The following is a 16651-nucleotide window of genomic DNA, read 5'->3' on the forward strand; positions in this document are numbered from 1 at the left end:
CACAACCATCGCGCAGCCTGCACCTGATTGGCGCAGAAGCGGGGTATACAACCTATTTCCGGGCATGCCGTCCGCCGCGGCGCGGCCCCATTTCCTCTGTCTGCATCGCGCGATGCGCATGCCATTCCCATGGCACGCATCTTGCAAGTTCCTGAACACCCACGGTCAGAGCAGAGGACGCGTCATGAGCAGCAGCATCGTGCACGGAACCGCCCGCCGGCGCTTCGCCTGGGCCGCGGCGTTCGCCGCCGCCCTGGGCCTGGCCCCGGCCCACGCCGACCCGCTGAAGATCGGCGTCATCCTTCCCCTGACCGGAACCGGCGCCGCGCTCGGCAAGCAGATGCAGTCGGCCTACGAACTGGCGCTGGACCACCTGGGCGGCAAGCTCGGCGGCGTCGAGGTGCAGCTGGTGACGGGCGACAGCCAGAGCAAGCCCGACGTGGCCAACCGGCTGGCCGAAGAGATGATCAAGTCCAGCAAGGTGCCGGTGATCGTCGGCCCGCTGTTCTCCAACGAGGTGATGGCCGCCTACGCGCCCATCGTCCGCTCCAAGACCTTCCTGATCTCGCCGGTGGCCGGCCCGGCGCCGCTGGCCGGCAGCGGCTGTTCCGAATACTTCTTCAACACTTCCAGCCAGAACGACCAGCCGGCCGAGGCGATGGGCCAGTACCTGTCCGACAAGGGGGCCAAGAGGCTGTATGTGATGACGCCCAACTACCAGGGCGGCAAGGACACCGTGGCCGGATTGCAGCGTACCTACAAGACGCCGCTGGCCGGCGAAAGCTATACCAAGTTCGGCGAAGTGGAGTTCTCGTCCGAGCTGTCCACGCTGCGCGCCGCCAGGCCCGATTCGGTGTTCATCTTCTACCCGGGCGCGATGGCGGTGTCGTACCTGAAGCAGTACAGCCAGGCCGGCCTGATCAAGAGCGTGCCGCTGTACGTGGTGTGGACGGTGGACCAGTCCAGCCTGCCGGCCATCGGCGACGACGCACTGGGCGTGCTGGGCGTGGGGATGTGGAGCGTGGACCTCGACAACCCGGCCAACAGGAAATTCGTGTCCGGCTACGAAGCCAGGTTCGGCATGCTGCCGAACGACTACGCGGCCTTCGCCTACGACGCCTTCATGCTGCTGGACAGCGCGATCCGCAAGGTGGGCGGCAAGGTGGACGACAAGCCGGCGCTGCGCGCGGCCTTGAAGCAGGCCGATTTCAAATCGGTGCGCGGCAACTTCAAGTTCGCCAACAACGGCTTCCCGGTGCAGGACTACTACCTGCGCGAGGTGGTCAAGCGCGACGACGGCGTGCTGGTCACGAAAACGCTGTCGACCGTGATGAAGGGCATTCCCGACTCCTACGCCAAAGACTGCAAGTTGTGACCCCCCTACGCGCTTCGCGCGCCCCCCAAGGGGGCGGCGCTGGCGGACCGACGGAGCCGGATCCGCTGTGCCCCGGGTGGGTCGGTGCAGTGCGTACGGACGCAGATGCGCTGGAGAGGCGTTGACATGGACCAATTGACATTGCTGCTGGAACAGGTCTTCAACGGCCTGCAGTACGGGGTACTGCTGTTCCTGATGGCGGCGGGGCTGACGCTGGTGTTCGGCATCGTCAATTTCATCAACCTCGCGCACGGCGTCCAGTTCATGCTGGGCGCCTATTTTTCGCTGATGGTGGCGCGCTTCACCGGCTCCTACGCGCTGGGCGTGCTGGGCGCGATGGCGGGCACGCTGCTGGTGGGCGCGCTGCTGGAGCGGACGCTGTTCCGCCGGCTGTACGCGCGCGACCATCTCGACCAGGTGCTGTGCACCTTTGGCGTGATCCTGATCTGCAACGAGGCCGCCAACATGATCTGGGGTCCGGAGCCGCTCAACGCGCCGATCCCCGCCTTCCTGCAGGGCCAGGTGGCGCTGTTCGGCGGTGCCCAGGTGCCGGTCTACCGGCTGGCCGTGATCGCGGTCGGGCTGGCGGTGGCCGCGCTGCTGTATTTCGTCGTCTCGTTCACCCGGGCCGGCATGCTGATCCGCGCCTGCGCCAGCAATCGCCAGATGCTGGGGCTGCTGGGCGTGGACGTGGCGCGCATCCATCGCGCCATCTTCGGCTTCGGCGCTCTGCTGGCCGGGCTGGCCGGCGCGATGGCGGCGCCGCTGTTCTCGGTGGTGCCGGGCATGGGCGACGAGATGGTGATCGTGGCCTTCAGCGTGGTCATCATCGGCGGCCTGGGCTCGGTCAAGGGCGCGCTGATCGGCGGGCTGCTGATCGGCATGGTCGACACGCTCGGGCGTGCCTATGCCAAGCCGCTGCTGGCGATGGCCTTCTCGCCGCAGCTGGCCGGCGCGGTCGGACCGGCGCTGTCGTCGATGCTGATCTATCTGCTGATGGCGGCGGTGCTGCTGCTGCGGCCGCAGGGCCTGCTGCCACCGCGCGGCGTGCGGCGCGCCGGCCACGCGCCGCCGCCGGCCATCGGCCGCCATGGCATGGCGATCGCGCGGCCCGAGGCCTCCCCCGCCTGGGCGCTCGGCCTGCTGGCCGTGCTGGCGGCCCTCCCGCTGCTGGCGCAGGCGCTGGACCAGCCCTTCCTGCTCGACCTGGTGGCGCGCTTCATGGTGTTCGGCATCGCCGCGCTGAGCCTGGGCTTCATCCTCGGCTTCGGCGGCCTGGTCAGCTTCGGACACGCGCTGTACCTGGGCATCGGCGCCTATGCGGTGGGCATCCTGGCTTATCACGGCGTCGGCGGCGCCGCGGTGCAATGGCCGGTTGCGGTGCTGGCCAGCAGCATGGTGGCGCTGGCCACCGGCACGGTGGCGCTACGCACCAGCGGCTCCTTCTTCATCATGATCACGCTGGCCTTCTCGCAGATGTTCTACTTCATCGGCGTGAGCCTGTCGGACTATGGCGGCGACGACGGCATGTCGCTGCCGGTGCGCAGCGCCCTGGGTCCGCTCGACCTGAACGAGCCGGCGGTGTTCTATTACCTGTGCCTGGCGGCGCTGGCTGCGGCCTATCTGGGCTGCCGGCGGCTGGTGCGCTCGAAGTTCGGACTGGCGCTGCAGGGCGCGCGCTCCAACGACCGCCAGATGCGGGCGCTGGGCTACGACACCTTCGGCTACCGGATGGCGGCGATGGCGATCGCCGCCGCGGCCTGCGGCTTCGCCGGCGCGCTGCTGGCCAACTCGACCCAGTTCGTGGGGCCGCATTTCATGCACTGGGCCCGCTCGGGCGACCTGATGACGATGGTGATCGTGGGCGGCGTCGGCACCTACCTGGGCCCGGTGCTGGGCGCCTTCACGTTGCTGGGGCTGGAAAAATACCTGGCCGATTTCACGCAGCACTGGCCGATCCTGCTGGGCGCCGCGCTGATCCTGGTGGTACTGGGCTCGCGCGGCGGCATCCATGCGCTGCTGGGGCAGCGGCCGCACCTGCTCCGGCTGCCAGCCGCCCGGCGGGCGCCTGCCGCACCGATGCCCGCGCCGGCCGCCACGCTGCGGGAGGGCTGACCATGCGCACCGTGCTCGAGGCGCGCGGCGTCTGCAAATCCTTCGGCGGGCTGTCTGCGGTCGACGGCGTCGACATGACGGTTGGCGAAGGCGAGCTGCACGCCATCATCGGCCCCAACGGCGCCGGCAAGACCACCTTCCTGAGTCTGCTGTCGGGCGAGCTGCGGGCCGACCGCGGCCAGATCCGGCTGCTGGGCGAAGACGTGGCCGGCCTGGCCATGCACGAGCGCGCGCGGCGCGGGCTGGCGCGCACCTTCCAGGTGACCAGCGTGTTCGAGGACCTGTCCGTGCTGGACAATATGCTGCTGGCGGCGCAGGCCCGCGAGCGGCACGCCTACCGCTTCTGGACGCCCGCCGCCGCCGACCTGGCCCTGCGCGACGAGGCGCTGGCCGGCCTGCGCGACGTGGGCCTGGCCGAGCGCGCCGCCGCCGCGGCCGCCATCCTGTCGCACGGCGAGCGCCGCGCGCTCGAACTGGCGATGGCGGTGGCCGCGCGGCCCGCCATCCTGCTGCTGGACGAACCGATGGCCGGCATCGGCACCAAGGAGGCCGGCCAGGTGGTGGAACGGCTGCGCGGCTTCAAGGGCCGGCTCACCATCGTGCTGATCGAGCACGACATGAACGCCGTGTTCGCGCTGGCCGACCGCATCACCGTGCTGGCCCAGGGCCGCGCGATCGCCTGCGGCGCGCCGGCCGCCATCAGCGCCGACCCGGCGGTGCAGTCGGTCTATCTCGGCGACGGCGCGGAGTATTGAGCATGCTGCGCGTCGACCATATCGAAACCGCCTACGGCGCCAGCCAGGTCCTGTTCGACGTCTCGCTGCGCATCGAGGAAGGCGAGGTGGTCACGCTGCTGGGCCGCAACGGCATGGGCAAGACGACCACGGTCAACACCATCGTCGGCGTGGCGCCGCCGCTGCGCGGCAGCGTCGTGTTCGAGGGCATCCCCATCGCCGGCACGCCGCCGCACCGCATCGCCCGCGCCGGCATCGGCCTGGTGCCCGAAGGCCGGCAGATCTTCCCCAACCTGTCGGTGCGCGAGAACCTGGTGGCCACCGCCAACGGCCGCGGCGCCTGGAACCTCGACGCCGTGTTCGAGCTGTTCCCGGCGCTGGCGCCGCTGCAGTCGCGCTCCGGCAACCTGCTGTCGGGCGGCGAACAGCAGATGCTGGCGATCGCCCGCACGCTGCTGACCAACCCGCGCCTCTTGATCCTGGACGAAGCCACCGAAGGCCTGGCGCCGAGGTTGCGCGGCGAAATCTGGCGCTGCCTGCGCGCGCTGAAGGCGCGCGGCCAGTCGATCCTGGTCATCGACAAGGACGTGGCGGCGCTGGGCCGCATCGCCGACCGCCATTACGTGCTGGAAAAAGGCCGGGTCGTCTGGTCGGGCTCGCCGCAGGCGCTGGCGGCCGAGCCCGAGGTCTGCCGGCAGTACCTGGGCATATGAAACCGAAACCGGCCCCGCGCAAACGCGCCGGGCCCGATCACTGGAGAAAACGATGTCGGCTATGTTGATGGAAGACGCCGCGCTGACGGCAGGCCAGGTCGCCCACTTCAACGACCACGGCTATCTCACCCCGCTCACCGCCGTGTCGCCGGCGCAGGCGCGCGAGTTCCGCGAGCGGCTGGAAATGATCGAGGCCAAGCTGGGCCGCGAGGCCGAGGGCTACCTGAAGATCAAGGCCCACCTGGCCAGCCCGTGGATGACCGACCTGGCGCGCCACCCGCGCATCGTCTCGGCCGTGCAGTCGGTGCTCGGCCCCGACCTCTTGCTGACCGGCAGTTCCTTCTTCGCCAAGAACGCCCGCGATCCGCGCTTCGTGTCGTGGCACCAGGACGCGGCCTACTTCGGCCTGTCGGAAAACGCCCAGGTCACCGCCTGGGTGGCGTTCACGCCCAGCACCGTGCAAAGCGGCTGCGTGCGTGTGCTGCCCGGCAGCCATCTGGGCGAGAACATGCGCCACGAGGAACGCATCTCGAAAGACAACCTGCTGGCGCGCGGTCAGACCATCGTCGATATCGACGAGAGCCGGGCGGTGTCGATGGAACTGCAGCCGGGCCAGTTCTCGCTGCACCACGTCAAGACGGCGCACTGCTCGCACGCCAACCAGAGCGACGACCGGCGCATCGGGCTGGCCTTCTTCTACATGCCGACGCGGGTGGCGTCGATCCGCGGCCGGCGCAGCGCGATGCTGGTCAGCGGCGTCGACGAATACAACCATTGGGATCCGGATCCCATGCCGCGCTGCGATCTCGATCCGGTCTGCGTGGCCGAGCTGGACCGGGTGTGGGGCAACTACACCAAGGGCGCCTACCGGCTGACGTGAGCGGTAACCGGCCTCTTTCCAATCGCTTCCCCACCCGAAGATATCCCCGGCAGCGGGGGTAGGCACGAAGCTTGCTTCGCGGCACGCCTGCGGCCCGGCAGATGCAATGCCTTACTTATCTGCCCGGCGGCCGATGCTACCCTTTTTTCCGGGATTTACACGAGGGAGGTCCAGCGATGTATGAAATACACCCGCCACTCACGACGCTCCGCGACCAGCTCGTCGTCTGGGGGCCGCGACTGATCGTTGCCGTCATCATTCTCCTGATCACGCATTTCCTTGCCCGCGGCGCCCGCTGGGCGGTCGGCCGGCTGGTCGACCGATGGCCGGCGCTGCGCCGCAACGCCGCCCGTCCGGGCGAATCGCTGGGAACCCAGCTCGGCCATCTGGTCTACTGGCTGATCTGGCTGGTGGGGCTGATCGTCGCGCTGCAGCCGCTCGGGCTGGCGCAGGCGCTGATGCCGATCAGCGCGTTGACCGGGGAAGTGTTCAGCTATCTGCCGCGAGTGGTGGGCGCCGGCCTGATCTTCTTCATCGGCCTGCTGATCGCCCGCATCGTCCGCAACATCGTCGAGACCGGGCTGACCGCCGCCCGCGCCGACCAATGGCTGGCGCGGGCCGGCGTGTGCCGGCCCGCGCCGGCCGCGCCGCCCGACGCCGAACCGGCGCCCTGCCCCGCGATCAGCCGTATCGCCGGCACCGTGGTGTTCGCGCTCATCATCATCCCGGTCGGCATCGCCGCGCTGCAGGCGCTCGGCATCGCATCCATCGTCGATCCCACCGTGGTGGTGCTGCAGACGGTGCTGTCGGCGATCCCGCGGGTGCTGGCGGCGGCGATCCTGCTGGCCATCGCCTACTTCATCGGGCGCTGGGTCAAGGGGATGATCGAGCAGATACTGCCGGCGCTCGGCTTCGACCGCGCCCTGGCCAGCCTGGGCGGCTTCGCCCCCACCGCCCATCCCTCGCGGGTGGCCGGCACGCTGGCGCTGCTGGCCATCGTGCTGTTCTCGGCCATCGAGGCGGCCGCGCTGCTGCGATTCGACGCGGTGGCCGCGATGCTGGTGGAGGTGACCGAGCTGGGCGGCCGGGTGGTGTTCGGCAGCGCGATCGTGGTGGTGGGCGTCATCATGGGCCGCATCGTGGCGGGCCTGGTGGGCGACTCGATCGGCGAAAGCGGGCTGCCTTCGGTGCTCAAGTACGCCATCATCGCGCTGGCGGTGGCGATCGGGCTGCGCTTCATGGGGCTGGCCAACGAGATCGTCAACCTCGCCTTCGGCCTGATCCTGGGCTCGGCCGCGGTGGCCTGCGCCCTGGCCTTCGGCCTCGGCGGCCGCGAAACCGCCCATCGCCTGCTAGAAAGGTGGACCGCAGCCTGGCAGTCCGGCCGCGCCGCCTCCCCCATCGTGCGCCCCGACGAGCCCCCCCGTCCCCCCGCAGAGTAAACCTAATCCAGGATGCGGCGGATCCGGCTCCGCCGGTCCGCGCGCATCGCCCCCTGGGGGGCGCGCGAAGCGCGTAGGGGGGGCCTGCTACCCAAACCTGCCGGTGATGTAGTCTTCGGTGGCTTTCTTCGACGGCTTGATGAAGATCTGGTCGGTCACGCCGAATTCGATCAGCTCGCCCAGGTACATGTAGGCGGTGTAGTCGGAGCAGCGCGCCGCCTGCTGCATGTTGTGGGTCACGATGACGACGGTGTAGTCGTCCTTCAGTTCGTCGATCAGCTCTTCGATCTTGGCGGTCGAGATCGGGTCCAGCGCCGAGCAGGGCTCGTCGAGCAGCAGCACCTCGGGCTTGATCGCGATGCCGCGCGCGATGCACAGGCGCTGCTGCTGGCCGCCCGACAGGCTGTGGCCGCTCTGGTGCAGCTTGTTCTTGGCCTCCTCCCACAGCGCCGCCTTGGTCAGCGCCCATTCGACCCGTTCGTCCATCTCGCCGCGGCTGAGGTTTTCGAACAGGCGCACGCCGAACGCGATGTTGTCGTAGATGCTCATCGGGAACGGGGTTGGCTTCTGGAACACCATGCCGACCTTGGCCCGGATCAGCGAGATGTCCATCTTGGAGGTGAGCAGGTTCTCGCCGTCCAGGTTGATCTCGCCTTCGGCGCGCTGCTCGGGATAGAGCTCGAACATGCGGTTGAAGGTGCGCAGCAGCGTCGACTTGCCGCAGCCCGACGGCCCGATGAAGGCGGTGACCTTCTTCTCGGGAATCGTCATGTTGACGTTGCGCAGGGCATGGAACTTCCCATAGTAGAAGTTCAGGTTCCTGACGGAAATCTTGGCGGGCGGTTGATTGGTGTCCATGACGTGTCCGGATGGAATGGAATGGAGCGGCGTGCTTGGTAGGTGCTCAGGCGCCCTGCCGGCGGAACGCGATCCGGGCGAAGATGTTGATGGCGAGCACCAGCAGCGTGATCAGCGTGGCGCCGGCCCAGGCCAGGCGCTGCCAGTCGGGATACGGGCTGCCCGCGAACTGGAAGATCATCATCGGCAGGTTGGCCATCGGCGCGTTCATGTTCCAGGTCATGAACTGGCTGTTCAGGGCGGTGAACAGCAAGGGCGCGGTCTCGCCGGAAATGCGGGCGATCGCCAGCAGGATGCCGGTCACGATGCCCGAGCGCGCCGCGCGGTAGCAGACCATGGTGATCATCTTCCAGTGCGGGCAGCCCAGCGCGACGCAGGCCTCGCGCAGGCTGTTGGGCACCAGCCTGAGCATGTCGTCGGTGGTGCGCACCACCACCGGGATGACGATGACCGCCAGCGCCAGCACGCCGGCCCAGCCCGAGTAGTGCTGCACCTGGGCCACGTAGACGGTATAGATGAACAGGCCGATCACGATCGACGGCGCCGACAGCAGCACGTCGTTGATGAAGCGGGTGGCCGGCGCCAGCCAGCCGCCCCGCCCGTACTCGGCCAGGTAGGTGCCGGCCAGGATGCCGATCGGCGTGCCGACGAGCGTGCCCAGGCCGGCCATCAGCACGCTGCCGACCACGGCGTTGATCAGGCCGCCGTCGCTGCCGGGGGGCGGCGTGATCTGGGTGAACAGCGACAGGCTCATCGCGCTGCCACCCTTGGCCAGCAGGGTCAGGATGATCCAGAACAGCCAGAACAGGCCGAACACCAGCGCGCCGAACGACAGCGTCAGCATGAGCCGGTTCTTGGCGCGCCGGCGGCGATAGATCGAGTTCTGCATCGAAATGACGGTGGTCGACATGGCGGTCTCTCAGCTCTTGGCGCCTTCGCTCTTGGACAGGCGCAGCAGCAGCAGCTTGGACAGCGCCAGGACGACGGTGGTGATCAGGAACAGGATCAGGCCCAGTTCGATCAGCGCGGACAGGTGGTCGGGGTCGCGCGCCTCGTTGAACTGGTTGGCCAGCGCCGAGGCGATAGAATTGCCGGGCGCGAATATCGACCCGGACAGGCGGAAGGCATTGCCGATCACGAAGGTCACGGCCATGGTCTCGCCCAGCGCGCGGCCCAGCCCCAGCATGATGCCGCCGATCACGCCGACCTTGGTGAACGGCAGCACCACGCGCGATACCACTTCCCAGGTGGTGGCGCCCAGCCCGTAGGCCGATTCCTTCAGCATGGCGGGCACCAGTTCGAACACATCGCGCATCACCGCGGTGATGAACGGGATGATCATGACCGCCAGGATCAGGCCCGCGGTGAACACGCCGACGCCGAAGGCCGGGCCCTTGAACAGGAAGCCGATGCCGGGAAGCGGGCTGAGGGCGTCGATCAGGAAAGGCTGGATGTATTTCTGGAACAGGGGCGCGAAGACGAACAGGCCCCACATGCCGTAGATGATGGACGGAATCGCCGCCAGCATCTCGACCGCGGTGCCCAGCGGGCGGCGCAGCCAGGGCGGCGACAGTTCGGTCAGGAACATGGCGATGCCGAACGACACCGGCACCGCGATCAGCAGGGCGATCAGCGAGGTGACCAGCGTGCCGACGATCGGCACCAGCGCGCCGAATTCGCTGTTGAGCGGATCCCACTCGTTGGTCCAGATGAACGACAGCCCGTACTTTTTCAGCGTGACCGAGCTGCCGAACACCAGCGATATCAGGATCGCCGCGAGCAGGCACAGCACCGCGAGCGCGAAGAACCGGGTCAGGCCCTTGAACAGCGCGTCCGCCAGCGCATTGTTGGTTTTCTTCATCGGGGGAGTGTTTCCGGTAGCGATAGGCGCGGAGCGATCGCTCCGTACCCCGCCCGGCATATTATCAATCACCGCGCTCATCGGTTTCCCTCGGCCTGGGCCATGCGAGATGGCATAAGGAGAAACTGCGTAAAAAAGCGGGGGCAAGCGTCGCCGCCCCCGCTTCGGATTGCCTAGACTGCCTGAAACCGCCAGAAGACGGAAATCAGTTGGCGGCGTAGACCGGCTTGCCGCTGGCGTCCTTGATCTGCGACTTCCAGATGCCGCGGATCTTGTTCGTCACGGCATCGGGCAGCGGAACGTAGTCGAGCGCCGTGGCGTCCTTCTGGCCGTTCTTGAAGGCCCAGTCGAAGAACTTCAGCACTTCGGCGCCCTGCGCCGGCTTGTCCTGCACCTTGTGCATCAGGATGAAGGTGGCGCTGGTGATGGGCCAGGTGGCGTCGCCCGGCTCGTCGTTCAGGACCACGCCCATGCCCGGCTGGCTGTCCCAGTCGGCGTTGGCCGCGGCGGCGGCGAAGGCGGCCTGCACCGGCTGCACGTACTTGCCGGCCTTGTTCTGCACCAGGCCGTAGGGCAGGTTGTTCTGCTTCGAGTAGGCGTACTCGACGTAGCCGATGGCGCCCGGGAACTGCTTGACGTAGTTCGACACGCCTTCGTTACCCTTGCCGCCCTGGCCGGTGGGCCACTTGACGTCGGTGTTCTCGCCGATCTTGGTCTTCCACTCGCTCGACACGCGCGACAGGTAGTTGGTCCAGTTGAACGTCGTGCCCGAGGCGTCCGAACGGTAGACGACGATGATGTCCTGGTTGGGCAGCGACACGCCGGGGTTCAGCTTGGCGATCGCCGGGTCGTTCCACTTGGTGACCTTGCCCAGGTAGATGTCGGCCAGCAGCGCGCCGGTGAAGTGCAGTTGGCCGGGCTGGATGCCGGGCAGGTTGACGACCGGCACGATGCCGCCGATCACGGCCGGGAACTGGGCCAGGCCATGCTTGTCGAGATCGGCGCCCGACAGCGCGGCGTCGGAGGCGCCGAAATCGACCGTCTTGGCGATGATCTGCTTCTGGCCGCCACCCGAGCCGATCGACTGGTAGTTGACGGTGGTGCCCGTGGCAGCCTTGTAATCCGACGCCCACTTGGCATAGACCGGATACGGGAACGAAGCACCGGCACCGGTGATCTCGGCGGCCTGCGCGGCCAGCGCGGCCAGGCCCAGCGCGACGCCAACCGTGATTTGTTTGAAGGTGAATTTCATTGCAGGATCCTTCTGCGTTTGCGTGGTGGAAACCGACTACGGGCCGAAGGTTACCCATCCCATATGACATGAAAGTGACAGTCATGATGAGCCCCCCCGTACGCGCTTCGCGCGCCCCCCAGGGGGCGATGCGCGCGGACCGGCGGAGCCGGATCCGCCGCATCCTGGATGCGCCGTCTTGCCGGGGTACGTTTTTTCTTATTCCAGTTCTGTGTGGTCGCCGCCCAGGGTGGACATCAGGCGGGCTTGCAGGCTGAAGGGCTTGCGGCGGGTGCGGGGGCGGGCGTAGTCGCCGCCGGGCTGCTGGTGCCAGGCGTAGGTGTCGCGCAGGGCCAGGGTGAAGGCTTCTTCGATCACGCGCTTTTTGAGCGCGGGGTCGGAAACGGGGAAGGCGACTTCCACGCGGCGGAAGAAGTTGCGGTCCATCCAGTCGGCCGAGCCCAGGTAGACGTCTTCGTTGCCGGCGTTGTAGAAGTAGTAGGCGCGCGAATGCTCCAGGAAGCGGCCGACGATGGAACGCACGGCAATGTTCTCCGACAGCCCGGGCACGCCGGCCCGCAGCGTGCAGACGCCGCGCACGATCAGGTCGATCTTCACGCCGGCGCGGCTGGCCTTGTAGAGCTCGGCGATCACGGTCGGCTCCAGCAGCGCGTTCATCTTGGCCATGATGCGGGCCGGCCGGCCGGCGCGGGCATGGCGCGCCTCGCGCCGGATCATCGAGACCATCGCTTCGTGCAGCGTGAACGGCGACTGCAGCAGGCACTTGAGCCGGCGCCGCGCGCCCAGCCCGGTCAGCTGCGCGAAGATCTGGTCCATGTCCTCGCAGATGCGGGGATCGGCCGTGAACAGCCCGAAGTCGGTGTACAGCCGCGCCGTGCTCGGATGGTAGTTGCCGGTGCCGAGGTGGCCGTAGCGCCGCAGCCTGCCGCGCTCCTGGCGCAGCACCAGCGCCATCTTGGCGTGCGTCTTGTGGCCGACCACGCCGTACACCACATGAGCGCCGACCTCTTCCAGCTTGGCGGCCCAGTTGATGTTGGTCTGCTCGTCGAAGCGGGCCATCAGCTCGACCACCACCGTCACTTCCTTGCCCGAGCGGGCCGCCGCCAGCAGCAGCCGCATCAGCTCGGAATCCTCGCCGGTGCGGTAGATGGTCTGCTTGATCGACACCACCGCCGGATCGGCCGCGGCGGCGGTCAGGAAATCGATGACAGGGCGGAACGACTGGTAGGGATGGTGCAGCAGGCGGTCCTGCGCGGCGATGGCGCGGAACAGCGCCTCGGGCGTCAGGCCGCGCTTGTTGAACGGCTCGGGTACCGGGCCGCGGAAATCGTGGAATTTCAGATCGGGCCGGTCGACCGCGTTGGCCAGGTGCATCAGGCGCGACAGGTTGACCGGGCCGTCGACCCGGTAGGCTGCCGCCGGCGGCAGCGAGAATTCCTTCAGCAGGAAGCTTTCCAGTTCGGGCGGCGTGGCGTCGGCCAGCTCCAGGCGCACGGCGTCGCCGAAATGGCGCTGCGTCAATTCGCCTTGCAGCGCCTGGCGCAGGTTGGTGATTTCCTCGTCGTCCACATACAGATCGCTGTTGCGGGTGACCCGCCACTGGTAGCAGCCCTCGACCTCCATGCCGGGGAACAGGTCGCCCACGAAGGCCTGCAGGAACGAGGTCAGCATCACGTAGCCGTGCGGGTTGCCCGACAGCGCCGGCGGCATCTGCGTGAGCCGCGGCAGCGCGCGCGGCGCCTGCACGATGGCCACCGACGCGCTGCGGCCGAAGGCGTCGCGCCCGCGCAGGCGCACGGCGAAGTTCAGGCTCTTGTTGAACACCCGCGGGAAGGGATGGGCCGGGTCCAGGCCGATCGGCGTCAGCAGCGGCATCACGTCGCGCCGGAACACCTCGTGCGCCCAGGCGCGCTGCGCCGGCGTCCAGCCCTGCGCCATGTGCAGCACCACGCCCTCGGCCTGCAGCCGGGGCAGGATCTCGCGGTTCAGCAGGGTGTACTGGCGGGCGATCAGCGCATGCGCCGCCTCCGACACGCGTTCGTAGACCTCGGTGGGCGTGAGCCCGTCGATGCCCTTGAGCGCGGGACTCTGGCGCACCTGCTCGTTCAGGCTGGCCACGCGGATCTCGAAGAACTCGTCCAGGTTGGAGCTGACGATGCAGACGAAGCGCAGGCGCTCGAGCAGCGGCGTGCGGTCGTCTTCGGCCAGCGCCAGCACGCGTTCGTTGAATTTCAGCAGCGACAGTTCGCGATTGAAGTAGAGGTCTTTGACAGCTGCGCGCGCAGGCATGAGGCGATGGGAGCCGAAAATGGGGGCGGATTGATGGGGATGGGCGTTATTCTTGCTTCAAAACGATGACGCAACTGTGACAGCGACACCTGACTGTCATGGAAATTGCGTATTCTTTTACGACTTCAGGCCTTTTTCAATTCGCATGGACCATCTCCTCGCCGCCGTCGACCTCGGCTCCAACAGTTTCCGCCTCGTCATCGGCCGGGTCTCGGATGAAGCGGGAGCGGCGCAGATCTACCCGGTCGACCGCCTGAAGGAGACCGTGCGGCTGGCGGCCGGCCTGCGCCCCGACAAGACGCTCGAGCCGGCCACCGTGGCGTTCGCGATCCAGGTGCTGGAGCGCTTCGGCGAACGGCTGCGCAGCTTCCATCCGGACCGCGTGCGGGCCGTGGCCACCAATACCTTCCGGGTCGCGCGCAACGTGGCCGATATCCTGCCGCAGGCCGAGGCAGCGCTCGGCTTCCCGATCGAAGTCATCGCCGGGCGCGAAGAGGCGCGGCTGATCTTCACCGGCGTCGCCCATTCGCTGCCGCCGTCGGCCGAGAAGCGCCTGGTGGTCGACATCGGCGGCGGCTCGACCGAATTCATCGTCGGCCGGCGCTTCGAGCCGCTGCTGATGGAATCGCTCTACATGGGCTGTGTCAGCTACAGCCGCCAGTTCTTCCCCGACGGCATCGTCGACGCCCATGCCATGAAGCAGGCCGAACTGGCCGCGCGGCGCGAGGTGGAAGTCATTGCCCGGCGTTTCCGCGAGACCGGCTGGCGCGAGGCCTACGGCTCGTCGGGCACCAGCAAGGCGCTGGGGGCGATCCTGGCCGAGTCGGGCTTTTCGCCCGAGGGCATCACGCGCCGCGGCATGGACAAGCTCAAAGACCGCCTGATCAAGGCCGGCACCGTGGAGCGGGCCCAGCTGGCGGGCATCAAGCCCGACCGCATGGCGGTGCTGCCGGGCGGGCTGGCGATCATGAGCGCGCTGTTCGACGAGCTCGGCATCGACGTGATGCGCACGGCCGACGGCGCGCTGCGCGTAGGCGTACTGTACGACCTGCTGGGCCGCGAGGCGCCGCAGGACCAGCGCGACGAAACCGTGCGCCATTTCATGCTGCGCTACGAGATCGACACGCCGCAGGCCGCCCGCGTGCGGCGCGCGGCGCTGCAATTGTTCGGCCAGATGGTGCCCGACGTGCCGGCCGACCTGGAAGAGCTGCCGCGCCTGCTGGGCTGGGCCGCCGACCTGCATGAAGCCGGCCTGACCATCGCCCACAACAGCTACCACAAGCACACGGCCTACGTGCTCGAGAACGCCGACATGCCGGGTTTTTCGCGCCCGGAGCAGCGGCTGCTGGCGATGCTCGCGCTCGGGCATCTGGGCAAGCTGGGAAAGATGGAGGGGCTGTGCACACGGCGCGAGCACTGGCTGGCGATCCTGTCGTTGCGGCTGGCCGCCATCCTGTTCCGCCGCCGCGAGCCGATCCCGAAGCTGCCGCTTCAGGCCTCGGCCAGCGGCAGCTCGATCGTGGTCAACGCCGACGCGAAATGGCTGCGGGCCCATCCGCTCACCGATTTCACGCTGCGCGCCGAGATCTCAGAATGGCGCAAGGTGGGCTTCGCTTTCGAGTTGCTTGAGCGCTGAACGCACCGGGCGCGTGGCTTTGCGCAGCAGCCGGATGCCCAGCCGGCGCAGGCCGCGCCGCAGCCGCCAGCCCGGCTTGCGGCGCGGGTTGCGGCCGCCGCGCGCGCCGCGGCGGTTCATGACCTGCCCGACGCGCCGGCGCTCAGCCCGAAATGGCGCCGGTAGCGGTCGTCCATCCGGTCGATCGACAGCAGCATGGGAAAGTCGGCGGTGTTGAAGTCCGGATCCCAGGCCGGCTCGCCGCATACCGTCGCGCCGATCTTCAGGTAGCCCTTGATCAGCGGCGGCACCTTGGCGGGCAGGTTGCCATCGAAGCGCTCGATCGGCAGCCGGTGCAGCGGCTGCACCGACAGCTCGCGCGCCTGCTCGATCTGCCGGGCTACCGAGCGGTAGACGCTGGCGGCAGTGGCGCCGTCGTCGCGCAGGCTGACACTGGCGCAGCCCAGCACGTAGCGATGGCCGCTGCGGCGCAGGAATTCGGCCAGGCCCGACCACAGCAGCATGATGACGGCGCCGCTGCGGTAGTCGCGATGGGTGCAGGAACGGCCGAATTCGACCAGGTCGTGGCGGATGGAATCCAGGCCGCGCAGGTCGAATTCCGATTCCGAATAATAGTTGCCGGCCTGGCGGGCCTGCTCGGGACCGAGGATGCGGTAGGTGCCGACCACGCGGTCGGTGCCCAGTTCACGCACGATCAGGTGTTCGCACCACGAATCGAAGCGGTCTTCGTCGATGCCATTGACGGCCTGCGGGAACACCGCACCCATGTCTTCGGTGAAGACCTCGTAGCGCAGCCGCTGCGCCTGTTCCACTTCTGCCCACGACCTGGCCAGACCCACGGCCAGGCCGGAAATCCCTGCGTTGCCATGCTCTTCGCCGGAGACTTCCCGGCGTGCGTCGATTCGGGTGAATTCGAGCATTTGGCCACTCCCATGAATAGATGAGCAAGTGTCGGCGCTTCGCGTTTCAGTTCATTGACGAAAAGATGGCTTGTTTGTGAACGGCTGAACCACTGGCGCCTAGATGAATTCGGGATTGACGACGGCGCGCAGCACGACCTGGAATTCGTCGTCTCGCTGCCGGCGCGCCAGCCACCAGATGCCTCCTTTCTTCAGCGTCCAGGGCAGGTCGATGCCGGCGAGCAGGGTGCTGGCCAGGCGCCCCAGCGTAGGCTGGTGGCCGACGAGCAGCACCGACTGCGACGCCAGGGGCCAGCCGCTGGCCGCCATCAGATGGGCGGGTTCGGCATTGGGGGCGATGTCGGGAACTACAGTGTAGTCCAGTTGTAATGCATCGGCCGTCTGGCGGGCGCGCACGGCCGGGCTGACCAGGATCGACAGCTTGGCCGGGGCATGCCGACGCAGCCAGCCGGCCGCGGCCTGCGCCTGCCGATGCCCGCGGCGGGTCAGCGCGCGCCGCATGTCGTCGGCGCCGTCTTCGGCTTCGGCGTGCCGCCACAGAATGAGGTTCATGACAAGGTCCGCAAAAAACACACT

At 68.0% G+C, this 16651-nt stretch carries 15 protein-coding genes; 7 read left to right on the forward strand and 8 right to left on the reverse strand.

The window, feature by feature from the left end; all coding sequences use genetic code 11:
- The first annotated feature begins 184 nt into the window (after positions 1-184).
- From ABD927_RS11445 to ABD927_RS11470, 6 genes are all read left to right on the forward strand, one after another.
- Entirely contained in the window at positions 185-1375 is a 1191-nt protein-coding gene (locus ABD927_RS11445) for an ABC transporter substrate-binding protein (RefSeq protein WP_345249425.1), read from the forward strand.
- A gap of 126 nt (positions 1376-1501) precedes the next feature.
- Positions 1502-3490 (forward strand): ABC transporter permease, encoded by a 1989-nt coding sequence (locus tag ABD927_RS11450; protein WP_345249427.1) that lies wholly within the window; start codon positions 1502-1504, stop codon positions 3488-3490.
- A 2-nt stretch (positions 3491-3492) separates the two neighbouring features.
- Complete coding sequence (locus ABD927_RS11455; RefSeq protein ID WP_345249429.1) at positions 3493-4245, forward strand: ABC transporter ATP-binding protein; 753 nt, start codon at positions 3493-3495, stop codon at positions 4243-4245.
- Between the two features lie 2 nt (positions 4246-4247).
- Positions 4248-4937 (forward strand): ABC transporter ATP-binding protein, encoded by a 690-nt coding sequence (locus tag ABD927_RS11460; RefSeq protein ID WP_345249431.1) that lies wholly within the window; start codon positions 4248-4250, stop codon positions 4935-4937.
- A 52-nt stretch (positions 4938-4989) separates the two neighbouring features.
- Complete coding sequence (locus ABD927_RS11465; RefSeq protein WP_345249433.1) at positions 4990-5817, forward strand: phytanoyl-CoA dioxygenase family protein; 828 nt, start codon at positions 4990-4992, stop codon at positions 5815-5817.
- Positions 5818-5993: 176 nt separating this feature from the next.
- Positions 5994-7259, forward strand: a complete 1266-nt coding sequence (locus ABD927_RS11470; RefSeq protein WP_345249435.1) for a mechanosensitive ion channel — start codon at positions 5994-5996, stop codon at positions 7257-7259.
- Between the two features lie 87 nt (positions 7260-7346).
- Here the strand turns inward: ABD927_RS11470 and pstB are convergent, their stop codons facing one another.
- The 5 genes from pstB to ppk1 form a co-directional block, all read right to left on the reverse strand.
- Positions 7347-8117, reverse strand: coding sequence for a phosphate ABC transporter ATP-binding protein PstB (gene pstB, locus ABD927_RS11475; protein ID WP_345249437.1), 771 nt, complete (start codon positions 8115-8117; stop codon positions 7347-7349).
- Positions 8118-8163: 46 nt separating this feature from the next.
- Positions 8164-9027, reverse strand: coding sequence for a phosphate ABC transporter permease PstA (gene pstA / locus ABD927_RS11480; RefSeq protein WP_345249439.1), 864 nt, complete (start codon positions 9025-9027; stop codon positions 8164-8166).
- A 9-nt stretch (positions 9028-9036) separates the two neighbouring features.
- Positions 9037-10059, reverse strand: coding sequence for a phosphate ABC transporter permease subunit PstC (gene pstC, locus ABD927_RS11485; RefSeq protein WP_345249440.1), 1023 nt, complete (start codon positions 10057-10059; stop codon positions 9037-9039).
- 124 nt (positions 10060-10183) lie between these two features.
- On the reverse strand, positions 10184-11230 hold the full coding sequence (pstS, locus tag ABD927_RS11490) for a phosphate ABC transporter substrate-binding protein PstS (RefSeq protein ID WP_345249443.1): 1047 nt from the start codon (positions 11228-11230) through the stop codon (positions 10184-10186).
- Between the two features lie 198 nt (positions 11231-11428).
- Entirely contained in the window at positions 11429-13519 is a 2091-nt protein-coding gene (gene ppk1 / locus ABD927_RS11495) for a polyphosphate kinase 1 (RefSeq protein ID WP_345249445.1), read from the reverse strand.
- Positions 13520-13664: 145 nt separating this feature from the next.
- Between ppk1 and ppx the strand changes: the two genes are divergently transcribed.
- The gene (gene ppx / locus ABD927_RS11500; RefSeq protein ID WP_345249447.1) at positions 13665-15155 is read left to right on the forward strand and encodes an exopolyphosphatase; all 1491 of its coding nucleotides are present in this window, start codon (positions 13665-13667) and stop codon (positions 15153-15155) included.
- Here the strand turns inward: ppx and ABD927_RS11505 are convergent.
- The 3 genes from ABD927_RS11505 to ABD927_RS11515 all read right to left on the reverse strand — a co-directional run bounded on the left by ABD927_RS11505 (position 15108) and on the right by ABD927_RS11515 (position 16627).
- Entirely contained in the window at positions 15108-15275 is a 168-nt protein-coding gene (locus ABD927_RS11505; RefSeq protein ID WP_345249449.1) for a hypothetical protein, read from the reverse strand. The genes ppx and ABD927_RS11505 overlap by 48 nt on opposite strands.
- Positions 15272-16075 carry a GNAT family N-acetyltransferase gene (locus tag ABD927_RS11510; protein ID WP_345249451.1) on the reverse strand — a complete coding sequence of 268 codons (804 nt, stop codon included), beginning with the start codon at positions 16073-16075 and terminating at the stop codon, positions 15272-15274. Before ABD927_RS11510 ends, ABD927_RS11505 begins: the two co-directional genes overlap by 4 nt.
- A gap of 99 nt (positions 16076-16174) precedes the next feature.
- Positions 16175-16627, reverse strand: a complete 453-nt coding sequence (locus ABD927_RS11515) for a SixA phosphatase family protein (protein WP_345249453.1) — start codon at positions 16625-16627, stop codon at positions 16175-16177.
- Between the last annotated feature and the right edge of the window lie 24 nt (positions 16628-16651).

It is taken from the genome of Pigmentiphaga soli, from assembly GCF_039541095.1.
GTDB lineage: Bacteria > Pseudomonadota > Gammaproteobacteria > Burkholderiales > Burkholderiaceae_B > Pigmentiphaga > Pigmentiphaga soli.